This window comes from Pseudomonas sp. RIT-562 (assembly GCF_026241895.1).
In the GTDB taxonomy this organism is placed as follows: domain Bacteria; phylum Pseudomonadota; class Gammaproteobacteria; order Pseudomonadales; family Pseudomonadaceae; genus Aquipseudomonas; species Aquipseudomonas mandelii_F.
This window is the reverse complement of sequence record NZ_JAPJIV010000011.1, coordinates 155,548-171,089: the sequence shown is the minus strand read 5'-3', so window position 1 is coordinate 171,089 and position 15,542 is coordinate 155,548. Positions and strand designations below refer to the sequence as shown.

The window sequence follows — 15,542 nt, the reverse complement described above, 5'->3', positions numbered from 1 at the left end:
CCTACAACACATGGCAGTAAATGCGCGAATAGGCGTTTCGTGGTACGCAACTTCAGATCATATGGTTCTGAGGCTTGCGCCTAAACGGCGCGATTAGCTGCGCACGATAGCCTGTTGGAAAGTCTCGCTCTTTTAGCCCTACCTGCGCATCACCGAGCTTGTTTGCTGCGTCATAGAAGGTTCCAAATAGGTGATCCCAAATAAGTAAAAACTCTCCGAAGTTGACCTGGGCATCTTCGAACTCTCGCTTATGGTGCCAGCGATGTGTCTCGGCGACTCCAATCACGTTGCGTAACCAGCCCAACGAGTAGTCCAGGTTCGAATGCTGGAAGGCTAAATGAACGGTCAAGATGCTGAACCAAGTCGCGATAACGGCCGACGGCGCACCTGAGGCGAGCAGAACCACCAGCCCCGGTCCGGCCATTAGCGCCGCATGCAGCGGATGTCTGCGCTCCCCATTCATCCAATAAAGGCGATCAGCGCTGTGATGAATCATGTGCATACGCCACAGCCAATGCACCCGATGGCTGATGCGATGCATGACATACAGGCTTAAATCGAGGACGGTTGCGACCAGAACCAGCTGTAACCAGAGGGGACTCTCGCTGGGAAAAAGGCGAACTGATGCCGGCACCGCATCGCCAAGCTTGGCGAGGACTTCAGCAGTGAACTGAATGACAGAAAGGTTGACCAGCATATGCAATAAATCGGTCGAGGTGTCTTGATGATCTTCGAGCCAGGATTGACGAAAGGGTTGGAATTGCTCCAGCGCGGCGATCGTGAACAAGCTCACAATAGCGATCAGGAGTGTTGTGGGCCATGGCGGAATCCCGGTGTAAAGCGCCCAAACCATGAACGCAGCGGTGCCACCAAATATGAGCGGATAGCTCATCCAACGTATGACGTATCGGAAAATAATGATCATCGCTCACCTCCTTTTAGGAAGCGAAGACGATAAGTCACAGGCTGGCGTTTGGATTGAACGAAAGAGCTACAATCGAATGATGAATATCCTCGCTTGACCTTATAGCGGCTAGAAGGTTTGTAATCGACAGGATCAAGTGTATTTAGAGGAGCGGCCCCATGAGTTCGTGTGACAAATCCTGTGGCTGTGGCCCGGCTTCAGCAGGCCCAGAAGCAGCAGCTAAGCCATTAAATGAAGGGACATGGATCAGCAAATTTTCAGTACCAAAAATGGACTGTCCTTCCGAAGAACGGATGATCAGACTCGCGCTGAATGGCTTGCAGGAAATAGCTTCACTTTCTTTTGACCTATCCGGTAGACAGGTGAGTGTTTTTCACGAAGGGGCCGTAGAGCAGATCGCTACCAAGTTGGAGTCACTTGGCTTGGGGGCAAGGCTATTAGATACGCAGCCCATCAGCCCAGAGTCCGTATCAGCCAACAGTGCCAATGAAGAGCAAAACGCTTCAAAGGAAGCCAGCACATTAAAAATATTGCTCGGCATCAATGGTGCAATGTTTCTCGCCGAAATGAGTGCTGGCCTGATTGCCCAATCGACGGGGCTGATTGCCGACTCGCTGGACATGTTTGCTGATGCGGCCGTTTACGGGCTGGCCCTCTTTGCGGTCGGCCGCAGCGCGGGAATGCAAGTACGTGCAGCACACCTGGCAGGTATGTTTCAGATCATTCTAGCTTTGGGTGTGCTTTTGGAAGTTGCTCGACGCTTTCTCTATGGCAGTGAACCTGAATCGATGCTGATGATGGGGATAGGCGCCGTCGCGCTGGTGGCAAACGTCACTTGCCTGTGGCTGATCTACAGCCACCGCGAAGGAGGAGCACACATGAAAGCGAGTTGGATTTTCTCAGCCAACGATGTGATTGCGAACGTTGGCGTAATCGCTGCAGGAGCATTGGTCGCTTGGACAGGGTCTCCGTACCCAGACTTGGTGATTGGTACGGTCGTTGGCCTGATCGTTTTGAACGGCGCACGTCGAATCCTGGCTCTAAAAGCTTAACTATTCCAATCGGCGAGCGGCCTGTAGCTAAGGCCGCAAGCCTCTAACCTAGTCGCTTAATGCAAGCTCACTTCGGCGAGCGCCGATGAGGGATCTATACCCAACAGCGAGCGAAAGGTTCTGGAAAAGTGGGCTGAGTCGGAGAAGCCTGACGCGTGCGCAGCGGTGGTTATAGGTTCTCCGGATGCCAGATGTCGAACAGCTTGGGTCAGTCGTAGCCATTTAGCATAGCTACGCAGCGGCAAACCGGTTTGTTCCACGAACCAATGCGAGAATCGAGTTGGGGACAGGTGTACCAGTGCTGCCAACTCTTCACGTCGTACCATGCCCTGGTAAATGGCCGTGCTGACTATTGCCAGGCGAGGATCGGCGACTGGAGGTGCATCGGTTATCTGTAGGGCTTTTCGCACTGCGGACCGAGTGTCTCCCGCGCCTGCCTTCAAGGAGTCAGCAATTAGTGCGGCGTCAGCCGGGGCGATATTGATCGGAATCGGCGTCATGGTCTTCGGCAAAACCTGGCCCTCTTCTGCCAAGACGTCCAAGTAGATTGAAACGATGAGGGCTCCGCTGATTCGATGCCGAACACCGGCTGGAATAAACACTGCAAACTCGGTGTGCTGACGCGGCAGGCATTCCACTGTTACAGGCACGTCGATACCTATAGCTATTTGGTGAGCCTGATGCTGATGCCAATCTTGATGACCAGCATGCCCAGCAAAAACCGCTAACCCAGGCGTTAGCCATGCGCGACCAGACCACCTTAGGACACGTACTGGAAGGTGGCGCTCCATCGTCAACGTTTGCTTGGCGACGCGGGGCTAATCACGCTTATGACCAATAAAAACGATGCGCCGCTGACAATACATATATCTGCGAGATTAAACGCGGGCCAGTGCCAGCCTTGATAGTGAAAATCCAGATAGTCCACGACAAAGCCTCGCAAAGAACGGTCGATAAGATTGCCAACAGCCCCACCCAAAACGAGACAATAGCCCAAGGCTTCGCTCCAGTGACGTTCCCGTTGAAGGATCGCGACGAGCGTCAATGCTACGGCTAGCGCAACAACAACGAAAAGGTAACGCTGCCAGCCTCCAGCGTCAGCCAAGAAGCTGAACGCGGCGCCGGTATTGCGTGCATGCACTATGTTGAAAAATGAGCCTACGGCGACCGATGAGCCCAGCTCATAAAGGTGCTCGACGCCAAGCTTTAGACTTTGATCGATCAACGCCAGGACCGCTGCAATTCCCCACCACAAAGTAGGCGGCTGTACACGAGCTGTCATTGGGAAACCGTTCATTGGCTATTCCGTAGTAACCGTTCCAGTACATCTGAAACTGGTATTTTTTGAAAAGCACTGACTCTTGCTCGTGCGGTATCACCCACTGGGATCCAGGTCTTGGAACAGCAAAGCAGGCATCGTGTCCGTATCATTTGCGCAGCAAGCGCAGGCCATTCAGTACTACCAACAGGCTTACCCCCATATCCGCGAATACCGCCATCCACATCGTAGCGTGACCAGTGAGCGTAACGGCTAGGAAGATGGCTTTAACGCCCAGCGCGAGCGCAATGTTTTGCGTAAGTACTGCTCCGGTCTGGCGGGAGAGACGAATGAAGGCAGGAATCTTGCGCAAATCATCATCCATGATTGCTACGTCAGCAGTCTCGATCGCCGTATCGGTGCCAGCTGCCCCCATCGCGAAGCCCACATCAGCCCGAGCAAGCGCAGGGGCATCGTTTATTCCGTCACCGACCATGCCGACGGTGCCTTTATGATCGATCAAGGCTTCGATGGCTTTGAGCTTATCGATCGGTAGGAGATTGCCCTTGGCCTCGTCAATGTTTACCTGCGCGGCAATTGCCAGCGCGGTATGTGGGTTGTCCCCTGTCAACATCACAGTCTTCACACCTAACGCGTGAAGCTCCTCGATTGCGGCTCGGCTGGTGGCTTTTACCGTATCGGCGACTGCAAACAACGCCAGCGCCCGTTTGTCATCGGACAGAATGACTACAGTTTTCCCTTGCCGCTCAAGGTGGCCCAGGGCGGCTTCGGTATTAGGTGAGCAGAACCCCAACTCCTCCAACAAACGATGGTTACCCAACTGGTAGCGCTTACCCTCGATCTCGCCGCGGACCCCTCGGCCCAGCAGCGCTTCGAAGTTATCCACTTCCAGCAACCGCAGCGATTGCTGGGCCGTTTGTTTGGCAATAGCCCGCGAAACCGGATGATCCGAACGTTGGGCAAGGCTCGCGGCGGCAATGCGATAATCTCTAGATAATCCATCAGCTAGAGGCAGGAAATCGGTCTGTACGGGCTTGCCATGGGTAATGGTCCCAGTTTTATCCAAGGCCAGATGGGTGATCTTGCGACCGCTTTCCAGGTACGCCCCGCCCTTGATTAAAATGCCTTTTCGCGCCGCTGCCGCGAGGCCGCTTACAATGGTCACCGGGGTCGAAATCACCAGTGCGCAAGGGCAAGCGACTACCAGAAGCACCAGCGCCCGATAAATCCAGTCAGCCCATAATCCGGCCATAAACAGGGGCGGGAATATCGCAACGGCAAGGGCGAAGAAAAACACCGATGGCGTATAAACCTTGGCGAACTTATCGACGACCCGCTGGATCGGGGCGCGTGAACCTTGGGCTTCCTCCACAGCATGAATAATCCGGGCCAGTGTCGTATTGCTGGCCTCAGCCGTCACGCGGTACTCGAAGGAACCGGACTCATTGATCGAGCCGGCATAAACAGGGTCACCGACAGCTTTCTCGATGGGCAAGCTTTCCCCGGTGATAGGGGCTTGGTTTACGGTAGAGTTGCCGGAGATCACGTTGCCATCCAGACCAATGCGCTCGCCGGGGCGAACTCGAACCAAGGAGCTGATCTGGACGGTTTTGACATCTACGTCCAGCCAACTGCCGTCTGCCTGGCGCACCGTTGCATGATTTGGGGTCAAGTCCATCAGTCCTTTGATCGCATTGCGTGCACGATCCAACGACTTGGCCTCAACCAATTCGGCAACAGTAAATAAAAACATGACCATCGCCGCTTCTGGCCACTGCCCAATCAGGACCGCTCCCGTCACCGCAATGCTCATCAACGCGTTTATGTTGAGATTGAAATTTTTGAGAGAGATCCAACCTTTCTTGTAAGTCGCGGGCCCGCAGAGTGCTACCGAGATTAAAGCTACAGCAGCAATCACCCATTCGGGGGCTGCCTGGGTGAAATGCAAAATTTCCGCGCCTACCGCAGCAATACCAGACAGCGCTAACGGCCACCAGGTGCTTTTGCGCAGTGATTCAGCTTCAAACTGGCTTTGCTGCTTATCCGCGCCTGGTACGTCGACCGCGCCATTCAACGGTTCCGCCTGCATACCAAGCGATGACACGGCCGCTTCGATTCCCAGGGTATGTGGCAATTCGTGCCAGACACCTAGAGTACGGTTCATCATGTTGAATTCCAATTTCTGAATTCCAGGCATCTTTGCAAGCTTGCCCTCAATCATCGCCTGCTCGGTAGGACAGCACATTTGCCCAATCCGGAAACGACTCAAGCGAGCCGTGTCGTTGACAACGGCTGATGACACTTTGGATGCGCACGCGCTTGGGCCATCCGTTCCAGATGCAGAGCAACATGCATCGGTAACAACCGAGGTGGTGGGCTCGTTCGGTTCGGTAGGTGGATATTGAGAAGATGTCGGAGATGAAGTGGAGCAGCTTGTCTTTCCGCCGTTGCCTCCAGCAGAGCAGCCATCCGCACTTTTGGTTGTTGAAAGCGCAGGATTCACGTCCGAGGTCTTAGAAGAACAGCAACTGGTAGTTCGATCTCGATCGGTTTCGTCTTCACCCGATGTTGCGGAAGTCGCACAGCAGCTCCCGGATGCGACAGGGTCAAAAACGTCCACGCCCGCTGGCTTTTTTGGTGCTTGCTCGTCACCGCAACAGTTTTTCATGAGAACGCTCTCCGCTTTTCATGGCGAGAGTGAACACCTTATAGCCCCTATAAGGTCAAGAGATTCTTCGATGCCTTAAGGCATCCACCAGCGACCATTCATGTTCAACGTGATCACAGTGAGTAAGTGGCCGGTAGTAGATAGGAAATGCTGCTTCCCCTCGCGCCTACGGTGTTGGCATCAACGGCGTCCTATTTCGTGACGCTAATATCAGGCGGCATCCCGTCCTCACAGCAAAGCACACAGGGCACTTGCCCTATGCGGCGGCCGACGAGCAGCACAGAAGCTCTGCTACGAAGGTAAGCAGCCATGTGCAGAGCAAAGCGTCCAAACTCGAGTTGAAGAGATCGGCGGGGAGGGTTTTCATCGATCAGAGGCCTGGCGATCGGTAGAACGGTGAGCAAGGATTTGCTTGTTGCCTGACGCGAGTAGAATGAGGATTCCAGCAACTATAGGGTCAAGAGAAATGAATGCGCCCACGTACACGATCGGTGCCTTGGCGAAGCTGACCGATACCAAAGCCGTAACCATCCGCTATTACGAGCAGTCAGGGCTGCTGCCTTCTGCTGGAAGATCACCGTCGGGTTATCGCTTTTACACAGATGAAGAGCGCAACCGGCTGCTGTTTATCCGTCGCAGCCGCGCGCTTGGGTTCAGCGTCGATGACATTCGCGATCTACTCGGCCTGGCTGACCGACGCGACGCTTCCTGCGCCGCTGTGGATGCGAAAGTGCAAGGGCAACTCCAACAAGTTCGAATCCGTATTCAGGACTTACGAGGTTTAGAAGCCGAACTGACACGACTGAGTGTTTGCTGCCACGGTGGTGTTATAGAGCAATGTCGCATCATTGAATCATTGTCGAATCGTAGTTAACGCGGCAAAAGACTCCATGTGCGTAGAGATTGTACGAGGTGAGAATCGTCATTGTGCAATAAAGTCCGCTATCTTGGTTTATTTCAGGATGCGTGCCTTAGGATTGTCCTGTGGTTCGCAATTTTGCCATCCCATTAAAACCGCATGCGGCGACATGTGGGAAAATCGATGGTAATAGCTCTAAGTTAACCGTGCTCAGTTATCATTATTGAACCACCGACACCTCCGTGCTTATTAAATTTCTGACGCAAAGTGCTTAACCGTGCGACAGGGTAAATTCATTGCCGCTTTGAAATGTGCAGCTTACCGCCTGTTTTGCACCCTTGCTCGGCTTACGGGGTTCACCGAGTTCGGGGGACTTCATGTCACGGCGGCAGCGTTGGCCCATGTTGTCATCCGCCATCCAAGGGTTTCATTGGACATGGCTCTCCGGCGCTTGAACACCCGCCATCCCGCTGAGGGGAAGCGCCAGGCTAATCAGGAAAATCAGGCAAAGCCGTAGACAGCGTGTCATGGGCTGAAGTGTAGCCAGTAGAAATGGTGCTAACAATCACGCTCCAGGCTTCTGGGTTAGCTGCCAGAAACCTCTATTGCGCGCTCATTTCCATTTCAGGACTTAGCGTGCCTAACCATGCGACAAGACAGATGATGAGGATTGCCATCAGGAATTCGAATTTCATGCTGCGGCGCAAGGCATTGACCGCTACAGAGTATTGACCATTGCGAACCGAGCGCTCCAATAGCGGGCTTAAGTGAAAGCGGTTCAGCGTCGCTAAAACGATCATCCCGGCAAAGAGCAGGATCTTCAAAAACAGCAACTGGCCATAGGTACTGAGCATGACCTCATCAAGGTTGGGACCGACGATGAAAAGGTAATTTACTACTCCCGTAACGCTTATGATCGCAACAATCACACCGCCGGCCGACTCAAAGCCAGTCAGCACGCGGGCAAGAATACGTGCTTCCTCCTCACCCTTCAGCGATTTCAACCGTAGCAGTAGAGCGAAGGCCGCTAGAGCACCCAACCAGCCACCTGCCGCTAATAAATGGAAAATGTCGCTGAGAAAATGCCAGTAGCGGCGGCTGCCTTCGTCCATGGCACCATGCCCCGTCCAGGCTAGCGTGGCCAACGCGATTGCTCCACAGACGGTGACGATCCAGAGGCTGGGTGTCGGATATCGTTTATTCAACGCGACGCCCAGAATTGCCCCCACCAAGGCGGCTATCCGAACCATCCAGGTCAGCCCAACGTCGGTGCCCATGATGACCATTTCAAAAATGTGGTGATGTAGCTCCATAAGCTCCGATACACCGCTCATTGCTTTTGCAAGCAACAACATCGCAGCAAGGGACAGAACTACACCTGCAACAGAAGTACCGTAGAGAAGCGACTCAAAGTTCAAGACCGTGCCCGATACCCTTTCCTTTCCCCTGAGGCTGTACAAGCCAAATATGGCCAGTCCAAATAACAACATCAGGTCAAAATAGAGAGCAAAGCGAACCACGATATTTAATGAGTCGCTCATGGATTATTTCACTTTGAATGAAAAGTTGCCGGTGATCGGGTGGGTGTCCGAAGACACTGCACGCCATTCAACTTTGTAGGTGCCGGTGGTCAGCGGTGCAGCCGGCGTAATCACCATGGTTTTCGGATCACCACCAGCAGCGACGGCGGCCTTTACACCCATGGGTGAGTTAGGCATGCCTGGCATGTCGGTCATGATCAGCTTTGCACCGGAGAACTGAGTGGTGAGATTCTCAGAAAAATGCAGTTCGATTTTCGACGGAGCCGCCGCATCCGAGCCTTCTGCCGGAGTGGAAGAAAGTAGTTTTGGATGTGCCTGGGCCACTGCACTCAGAAGCAAACCAGCAGTGATTGCAACAGCCACGGACGTAGTTTTAAGGAATGACATGCAAGACTCCTCACAGCAAGCGCTGTTGATTCGAGGTTTTTTGGGAGGAACTAGTTTTTAATTTCTTTAAAAACCACTGTTGATTAACTTGGAGCCCCCGTCCTCTTCGCCAGGTTGAACAGGAGAAACTCGCTAGCCCTAACGTCACAGTGCGAGAACACGATGCCACACGATCACAAACTGTTCGATTACATTTCAGTCAGCTTGATCCGATGTTTGGCATCTAATCGTTGAGCGTAGCAAGACCTGGAAAAGACACGGCGTACCGCAGGACAGGGGAGCTTAATCACTTTGAAAAATCCGCAGAGGCGTAGCAAACGCAGAACGCCAAGACGTCGTTGGTCCCAATGTTTTGTCGCTCAGCTAACCGTGGAATCGACGGCCGGAAACTCAAGATGAAAAGCCGTTTTCCCGTCGCCTGACGTACACCAGATCTTGCCATTGTGCGCTTCGACAATTGATCGGGTAATTGACAGACCTAGCCCTGCGTTGCTCGGACTTCCTTCTCGCCGCGCTGGGTCCACGCGATAAAAACGATCAAACAGCTTTTCAAGGTGTTCGGGGGCAATGGGCTCACCATAGTTTTCCACGACAACCGTTACCGACGCATCCTTGTGCTGAATATCGACACTGATTGACGTCCCTTCATAGGTGTAGCGCAGCGCATTTGAGAGCAGATTGGAAATCGCTCGGTGGAGCATAAGAACATCACCTCGCACGCTCCCCCGTCCTGAAACCTTGAGCTCGATCCCTCGTTCATCAGCCAACAGGCGGTAGTACTCAAGCAATTTTTCCACGACAGCCACCAGGTCTATTGGCTTGCTCTCGTGCGTAATTAGACCATTGTCAGATTTCGCCAGAAAAAGCATGTCATCAATCATCCGGCTCATGCGCTTCAAGTCATCAAGATTGGAGTACAAATTGTCTTCGTAGTCCTCGATGTTTCTTTTTCTCGAAAGCACCACTTCAGTGTGGGTCATCAAGTTGCTCACGGGGGTCCGTAGTTCGTGGGCAATGTCTGCCGAAAAGTTGGATAACCGGACAAATGCATCGTCGAGCCTGGATAACATGGCGTTGAACGACAACACCATCTGTTGAAGCTCTTTCGGAACGGGTGCCAGGGGAATACGCTCCTTGAGTGATTTTGCTGACATGGAGGCAGCAACCCATGTGACCTGGCGGATAGGCCGCATGCCACTGCTAGCTACCATCCAGCCGAGTGCAGCACTGACCAATGCGCTGATCACCAACCCTATCCAAAACCATCGTTCGAGCGTCTCGAAAAAGGACATATGCTGCGTAACGTCAAAAATCAACATGACAGTTAATGGCCTTTCTTGTCCCGTCACTACGGATTGCGCAGTCACACCACGGAACATCTGCTCTTGCTCCCGCCATTCCCAGACGGTTGTGTTTGTGGTTGTTCGAAACGCCTTCGGAACGTCGACCGGGCCGGGATCCGCAAACAGCACCTTGCCGTCGCCATCGATGATAAGCGCAGTCAAATCACGGTGTGCGCCCAGCAGCGCTTCTAACTCCGGTTTAGCCTCGCTGAATTGATCGATGTTGCTCAGCCCGGACAAGATCCGCTGGGTCGAGTGGAGTTTTTCGTACAATGCCTGCTGATCCAGCATCTTGAAATGATGCCGGCTGAGGTTATTGAAACTGAGTCCGGCGACCGTGAGCACGGCCGTTACCGCGAGCATAAACATCAGACTCATACGAGTCGTCAGGGACATCCGGTTCATCACGACTCCGAATCTGGTGCATCGAGCATGTAACCCATTCCCCTTGAGGTATGAATCAACTTGACCTCAAAATCGTCGTCTATCTTGGCCCTGAGCCGTCTCACTGCAACCTCGATAACGTTGGTATCGCTGTCGAAGTTCATATCCCAAACCTGGGAGGCGATAAGAGACTTTGGCAGCACCTCCCCTCGACGACGCAGCAGAAGCTCAAGCAACGCGAACTCTTTGGCCGTAAGGTCTATGCGTTTGCCTCCTCGGATGGCTCGACGCTTGAGCAGGTCCACTTCAAGGTCAGCCAGTTTCATAAAGGTTTGCGAAGGTGCGCTGCTACCGCGACGCAGCAGCGTTCTGACTCGAGCAAGCAATTCAGAAAACGCGAAGGGTTTGATCAGATAGTCATCCGCACCGAGTTCAAGTCCCTTCACTCGGTCTTCAACGCGGTCTCTGGCGGTGAGAAAAAGCACCGGGACGTCTTTCCCGGAAGCGCGCACCTTCTGCAGGACTTCCCAGCCATCCAAACCCGGCATCATGACGTCGAGAATCAGCAGATCATAGGCTTCGCTCAAAGCGTGCTGAAGCGCCTCTTTTCCATTCGTGAAACGGTCGACATTGAACCCGGCCTCGTTGAGCCCTTGCTGCAAATAGATACCTATTTTTGGTTCGTCTTCAGCGACAAGAAGTCTCATGAGGTCGTTCTCAGATAAAGGTTAAGCGGAGTCTGCAACGAAAACTGGCAGCCAACCAGCAACTGACAGAAAAGTAATCTTGGCTTCAGGTAGATGTCAGCGAGTGCTGGCTAGGGTTCAGACATGAGCACTTCATTGGTGCTCGACCGACCTCTGAGCGATGAATCGTATGGAAGTCGGATTCCCTCATGAGGAGCTACCCCGATGAACCACCTGAAAATGCTGTTTTTTGTAAGCTCGATACTGGTCTCGGCTTCTGTGTGGGCTGAAAGCGGCGGAGATCGTGTGATTGAGCGTATGGAAGGTTTGCGCGACAAGGCCGAGGCCACGTTGATGAAAGCTGAACAAGCCCCTGAAGGAGAGCGTCACGTCCACATGGCAGAACACATGAAGATGCTTGGCGACATCATGAGCCAGCTCCACAACGATCACCCAGATGCCTCAATGTCACCCCAACAGCATCTAGCCTGGATGGAGAAGCACGACAAAATTGTTGACGACGTTTTGCGCCAGATGCAGCGCGAGCACAAATTGATGCTTTCAGAAAACCATCAATAAACGCCCCCAGGATAAGTACTTGTCAGCATCTTGTTGCGGCGTCAATTGGACGCCGTATCTATTTAGAAAACTGACAAAGAAGTAATGCCCAAGTCAGTTAGCTGGCAGCTGAGCATCATTAGCATAGCCAATGTTCCCACGTATTCCTGAGGTCACCATGAAAACTACGCTCGCTACCCCGTTCATCGCAGCAATGACCCTTTTTTTCGCTGCTACGGCTATGGCTAATGCTGGGCATGGACAAGACGACATAGGCCAGCCTGGTGTGGCCTCTGACGTTACCCGCACTGTAGAGGTCGAGATGGGCGACATTTTTTTCAAGCCTAAAAGCATCGACGTAAAACCTGGTGAAACAATCCGCTTTGTCCTTCGCAACGAGGGTTCGCTGCTGCATGAGTTCAACATCGGCAAAGCCGCTGCTCATGCAGCACACCAGAAAGAAATGGCAAGCATGTTCAAGAACGGAACATTAAGCCCTACCGGTACCGGGAAGATGAGCGGCATGAGCCACGGCATGGGCGGAATGAAGATGGTCGCAATGGAGCATGACGACCCTAACAGTGTCCTGATTGAGCCTGGCTCAACCCAAGAGCTGATCTGGACCTTCAACGACAGTGCAGGGCTTCAGTTTGCCTGCAACGTGCCGGGGCATTACCAATCGGGAATGGTCGGCGAATTTGATCTGAAATAAACCGGAGTCGGCTGTTTCTGCCGGCCCGACGCAAGAGTTGGCTACGCTAAGTCGCAAGTAACATAGCAACGCTTCTCAGCCGGGGTCCGTGCGGAAACATCACCGCACCACTGTGGAGCCGCAAATCAGCGTTGTACTGAATATGCTCATTTCTAGTAGCACCTTACAAGGGGAATAGACATGCCTACCACCTCTGGCCATCACGACCATAATCACACCCATGCTGCTTCCCGGGATGATGCTGATCTACATGACCCGGTGTGTGGAATGGCAGTCACTTCGTCGAGTAAATTTGCTGAGACTTACCAAGGACAGACGTATCGGTTCTGTAGCCTGAAATGTCAGGAGAAGTTTCGAGCGGACCCTGAGCGCTACAGTGGCCACGTGGTGCGCAACGAGTCAGGCAGCACAACGCCGGAGTCTGCGGTACAAACGGGCACTGAATTTACGTGCCCGATGCATCCTGAAATACGGCAGACCGGCCCCGGTAACTGTCCTAAATGTGGCATGGCACTAGAGCCTGTCATGCCGGCGCTTGATGAAGAAGAAAATCCTGAACTCCGGGATTTCAATCGCCGCTTCTGGTGGTCGCTGCCCTTAACCGTGGTCGTAACCGTGCTCGCGATGGCGGGTCACTCGTTACAACTTCTTCATGGTTCGGCTCAAAACTGGATCGAGTTCGCTCTGGCGACACCCGTGACCTTATGGGCAGGATGGCCTTTTTTTGTAAGGGGACTGGCCTCGGTTAAAAATCGCAGTCCCAACATGTGGACTCTGATTGGGTTGGGCACCGCCGCAGCTTATCTGTACAGCGTCATAGCAACGCTCTTCCCCCAAAGTTTTCCCTCCAATTTCATGCAAGATGGACGTATCGGCGTTTACTTCGAAGCGGCAGCGGTCATCATCTCGCTCACGTTGCTTGGCCAGATCCTTGAGCTCAAAGCCCGATCACAAACTTCCGCCGCCATTAAGTCTCTTCTCGGCCTTTCGCCCAAAACTGCACGCCGGATCAATGCCGATGGCCAGGAGGAAGACATTCCTCTCACACATGTGCACCTGGGAGACCACTTACGGGTCAGACCGGGTGAAAAGGTGCCAGTTGATGGTTCGGTACTTGAGGGTGAAAGTGCGGTGGATGAGTCGATGCTCACTGGCGAGCCAGTCCCGGTAATGAAGAAAGCTGGAGATAGCCTGATCGGCGCCACGCTGAATACGCATGGGAGCCTGGTGATGGAGGCCCAGAAGGTCGGTGCCGAAACCATGCTGTCCCAGATCGTACAGATGGTCGCGAGAGCTCAGCGTTCCAAGGCGCCGATGCAACGAATGGCCGACTCGATTGCCGGCTACTTCGTGATGGGTGTTATCGCGATTGCGATAATGACATTTATCGGTTGGGGGCTTTTCGGCCCTGAGCCCAGTTGGGTGTTTGGTCTAATCAACGCTGTCGCCGTGCTGATCATCGCTTGTCCCTGTGCGTTGGGACTTGCTACGCCTATGTCGATCATGGTGTCGACAGGTAAAGCAGCCAGCATGGGTGTTTTGTTCAGAGATGCCAGTGCAATTGAAAGCCTTTGCAGAATCGACACGCTGATTGTCGACAAGACAGGCACCCTGACAGAGGGACGGCCCGTGTTTCACAGCGTGGAGGCCACTCCCACCTTCAATCCCGACGACGTCCTTCACCTGGCTGCCAGCCTTGATCAGGGCAGTGAGCATCCTTTAGCACATGCGATCGTCGATCACGCCCGAGCCGAGAACATAAAGCTCACCAAGCCCGAATCCTTTGAGTCGGATTCGGGTATCGGCGTCAGTGGCGTTGTCGATGGCAAGAAGCTCCAGCTGGGGAACACAGCGTTGATGGAAGCCGCAGGCGTGAGCACCAACTCCCTACAAGAGCGCGCTGAGGTGTTGCGACTTGACGGCATCAGTATTATCTACCTCGCCGTCGACGGCGCATTGGCAGGTTTGTTGGCCGTATCAGATCCGATCAAGCCAACCTCAAAAGAGGCCGTCACCAAGCTTAAGGCTCACAACGTGAAAATCATCATGGCTACTGGGGACGGGCTTACTACCGCTCGGGCTGTCGCCAGGGAGATGGGGATTGAAGAGGTCCACGGTGAAGTCAAACCCCAAGACAAGGAACGTCTGGTGGCAGACCTACAGCAACACGGGCGAAAAGTGGCCATGGCAGGTGACGGTATCAACGATGCTCCGGCCCTGGCGCGAGCAGATGTGGGGATAGCCATGGGAACGGGGACTGACGTGGCGATGAATAGCGCGCAACTCACGCTGGTCAAAGGTGACCTGATGGGGATCTTACGAGCACGAGCTCTTTCGGTCGCCACAGTTAAAAACATGCGCCAGAATTTGGGCTTTGCTTTTCTCTACAACTCAATGGGTATACCTCTTGCCGCTGGTTTGCTCTATCCATTGACGGGGCACCTCCTGTCGCCAATGATCGCTGCCATAGCCATGAGCGTCAGTTCCGCGTCGGTAGTTTTCAATGCATTGAGGCTGAGGAATACCCGAGTTGACTGACCTTCAAAATTGCAGCGGTTTTAACTCGGGGGGAATGGCGATCCATGTGCTTTCTTCAATCCCTTTAAGCGCGCATTCGCCCTTTGCACAGCGGCCATTTTTTCGGGCCGCTTCATGCGCTTCCACTTTCTGATGTCTTCCTTATTCCGCCCGCAGCTCACACACAGATCACCACTGAGTTGGCAAACCGAGATACAAGGATTCTCGATTTCTTTTGCCATGGTCAGTCCCCCTTAGCTTTATGTAGTTGAGCCACGCGACGTTTCCAGTCGCCTATGTGCGTGCGTTGGCACTCTTGCTCCGAGTCAAAGCGGACATTGCGGTCTGAAACAGGCAGGTCAAGATTGGCCTCTTTCAAGGCGATCGCCGTCAACTCAAAGATGCGGGCCTTCGCGTCAATCTCGGCCCGCTTCCTGTCAGCCAGGGTTTCGAACACCCAGATGACCTTCAGGGTTTCAGCCAACGCACTTAGGTCAGCGGTGTGAGTGAGCCAAATAAACCCCTTTATCTCGTCCTTTGCTGTTTCGCACGCGTCGGTGAGCGTGACGATCAACTGGCGCTCGATCCGAGCCAGTTCACGTTTACCGGGCGGCATCGGTGTGTCCTATAG

15 protein-coding genes and 1 pseudogene are annotated in these 15,542 nt (G+C 53.6%); 5 read left to right on the top strand and 11 right to left on the bottom strand.

Features of this window, described 5'->3' with window-relative positions; all coding sequences use genetic code 11:
- Nucleotides 1–52 precede the first annotated feature (52 nt).
- Complete coding sequence (locus ORL50_RS15805) at nt 53–925, bottom strand: sterol desaturase family protein (RefSeq protein WP_019816994.1); 873 nt, start codon at nt 923–925, stop codon at nt 53–55.
- A gap of 158 nt (nt 926–1,083) precedes the next feature.
- Here ORL50_RS15805 and ORL50_RS15800 point away from each other — a divergent pair, with 158 nt between their 5' ends.
- A complete protein-coding gene (locus tag ORL50_RS15800) occupies nt 1,084–1,977 on the top strand; it encodes a cation efflux transmembrane domain-containing protein (RefSeq protein ID WP_032872266.1) in 894 nt (297 codons plus the stop codon).
- A gap of 56 nt (nt 1,978–2,033) precedes the next feature.
- Here the strand turns inward: ORL50_RS15800 and ORL50_RS15795 are convergent, their stop codons facing one another.
- The 3 genes from ORL50_RS15795 to ORL50_RS15785 form a co-directional block, all read right to left on the bottom strand.
- Nucleotides 2,034–2,627, bottom strand: a complete 594-nt coding sequence (locus tag ORL50_RS15795) for a helix-turn-helix transcriptional regulator (RefSeq protein ID WP_225568928.1) — start codon at nt 2,625–2,627, stop codon at nt 2,034–2,036.
- A 143-nt stretch (nt 2,628–2,770) separates the two neighbouring features.
- A complete protein-coding gene (gene lspA, locus ORL50_RS15790) occupies nt 2,771–3,274 on the bottom strand; it encodes a signal peptidase II (RefSeq protein WP_019816991.1) in 504 nt (167 codons plus the stop codon).
- Between the two features lie 130 nt (nt 3,275–3,404).
- The gene (locus ORL50_RS15785) at nt 3,405–5,477 is read right to left on the bottom strand and encodes a heavy metal translocating P-type ATPase (RefSeq protein WP_232392676.1); all 2,073 of its coding nucleotides are present in this window, start codon (nt 5,475–5,477) and stop codon (nt 3,405–3,407) included.
- Nucleotides 5,478–6,390: 913 nt separating this feature from the next.
- Between ORL50_RS15785 and ORL50_RS15780 the strand changes: the two genes are divergently transcribed.
- Nucleotides 6,391–6,798 carry a MerR family transcriptional regulator gene (locus ORL50_RS15780; protein ID WP_019816989.1) on the top strand — a complete coding sequence of 136 codons (408 nt, stop codon included), beginning with the start codon at nt 6,391–6,393 and terminating at the stop codon, nt 6,796–6,798.
- 290 nt (nt 6,799–7,088) lie between these two features.
- On the opposite strand, the pseudogene ORL50_RS29130 reads toward ORL50_RS15780, so the two are convergent.
- From ORL50_RS29130 to ORL50_RS15760, 5 genes and pseudogenes are all read right to left on the bottom strand, one after another.
- A pseudogene (locus ORL50_RS29130) lies at nt 7,089–7,312 on the bottom strand (hypothetical protein); the annotation flags it as partial.
- Between the two features lie 73 nt (nt 7,313–7,385).
- Nucleotides 7,386–8,324, bottom strand: coding sequence for a copper homeostasis membrane protein CopD (gene copD / locus ORL50_RS15775; protein WP_019816987.1), 939 nt, complete (start codon nt 8,322–8,324; stop codon nt 7,386–7,388).
- A 3-nt stretch (nt 8,325–8,327) separates the two neighbouring features.
- Nucleotides 8,328–8,711, bottom strand: a complete 384-nt coding sequence (gene copC / locus ORL50_RS15770) for a copper homeostasis periplasmic binding protein CopC (RefSeq protein WP_024014909.1) — start codon at nt 8,709–8,711, stop codon at nt 8,328–8,330.
- Between the two features lie 359 nt (nt 8,712–9,070).
- The gene (locus tag ORL50_RS15765; RefSeq protein ID WP_019816985.1) at nt 9,071–10,459 is read right to left on the bottom strand and encodes a heavy metal sensor histidine kinase; all 1,389 of its coding nucleotides are present in this window, start codon (nt 10,457–10,459) and stop codon (nt 9,071–9,073) included.
- The gene (locus tag ORL50_RS15760; RefSeq protein WP_019816984.1) at nt 10,459–11,145 is read right to left on the bottom strand and encodes a heavy metal response regulator transcription factor; all 687 of its coding nucleotides are present in this window, start codon (nt 11,143–11,145) and stop codon (nt 10,459–10,461) included. Before ORL50_RS15760 ends, ORL50_RS15765 begins: the two co-directional genes overlap by 1 nt.
- Before the next feature lie 204 nt (nt 11,146–11,349).
- Here ORL50_RS15760 and ORL50_RS15755 point away from each other — a divergent pair, with 204 nt between their 5' ends.
- From ORL50_RS15755 to ORL50_RS15745, 3 genes are all read left to right on the top strand, one after another.
- Nucleotides 11,350–11,703 carry a co-regulatory protein PtrA N-terminal domain-containing protein gene (locus ORL50_RS15755; RefSeq protein WP_024014911.1) on the top strand — a complete coding sequence of 118 codons (354 nt, stop codon included), beginning with the start codon at nt 11,350–11,352 and terminating at the stop codon, nt 11,701–11,703.
- A 157-nt stretch (nt 11,704–11,860) separates the two neighbouring features.
- Nucleotides 11,861–12,394 carry a cupredoxin domain-containing protein gene (locus ORL50_RS15750; protein ID WP_019816982.1) on the top strand — a complete coding sequence of 178 codons (534 nt, stop codon included), beginning with the start codon at nt 11,861–11,863 and terminating at the stop codon, nt 12,392–12,394.
- A 180-nt stretch (nt 12,395–12,574) separates the two neighbouring features.
- On the top strand, nt 12,575–14,932 hold the full coding sequence (locus ORL50_RS15745; protein WP_024014913.1) for a heavy metal translocating P-type ATPase: 2,358 nt from the start codon (nt 12,575–12,577) through the stop codon (nt 14,930–14,932).
- Between the two features lie 20 nt (nt 14,933–14,952).
- Here ORL50_RS15745 and ORL50_RS15740 read toward each other — a convergent pair whose 3' ends face one another.
- Nucleotides 14,953–15,153, bottom strand: coding sequence for a DUF1289 domain-containing protein (locus ORL50_RS15740; protein ID WP_019816980.1), 201 nt, complete (start codon nt 15,151–15,153; stop codon nt 14,953–14,955).
- Nucleotides 15,154–15,155: 2 nt separating this feature from the next.
- Nucleotides 15,156–15,527 (bottom strand): hypothetical protein, encoded by a 372-nt coding sequence (locus tag ORL50_RS15735; protein ID WP_045061253.1) that lies wholly within the window; start codon nt 15,525–15,527, stop codon nt 15,156–15,158.
- Between the last annotated feature and the right edge of the window lie 15 nt (nt 15,528–15,542).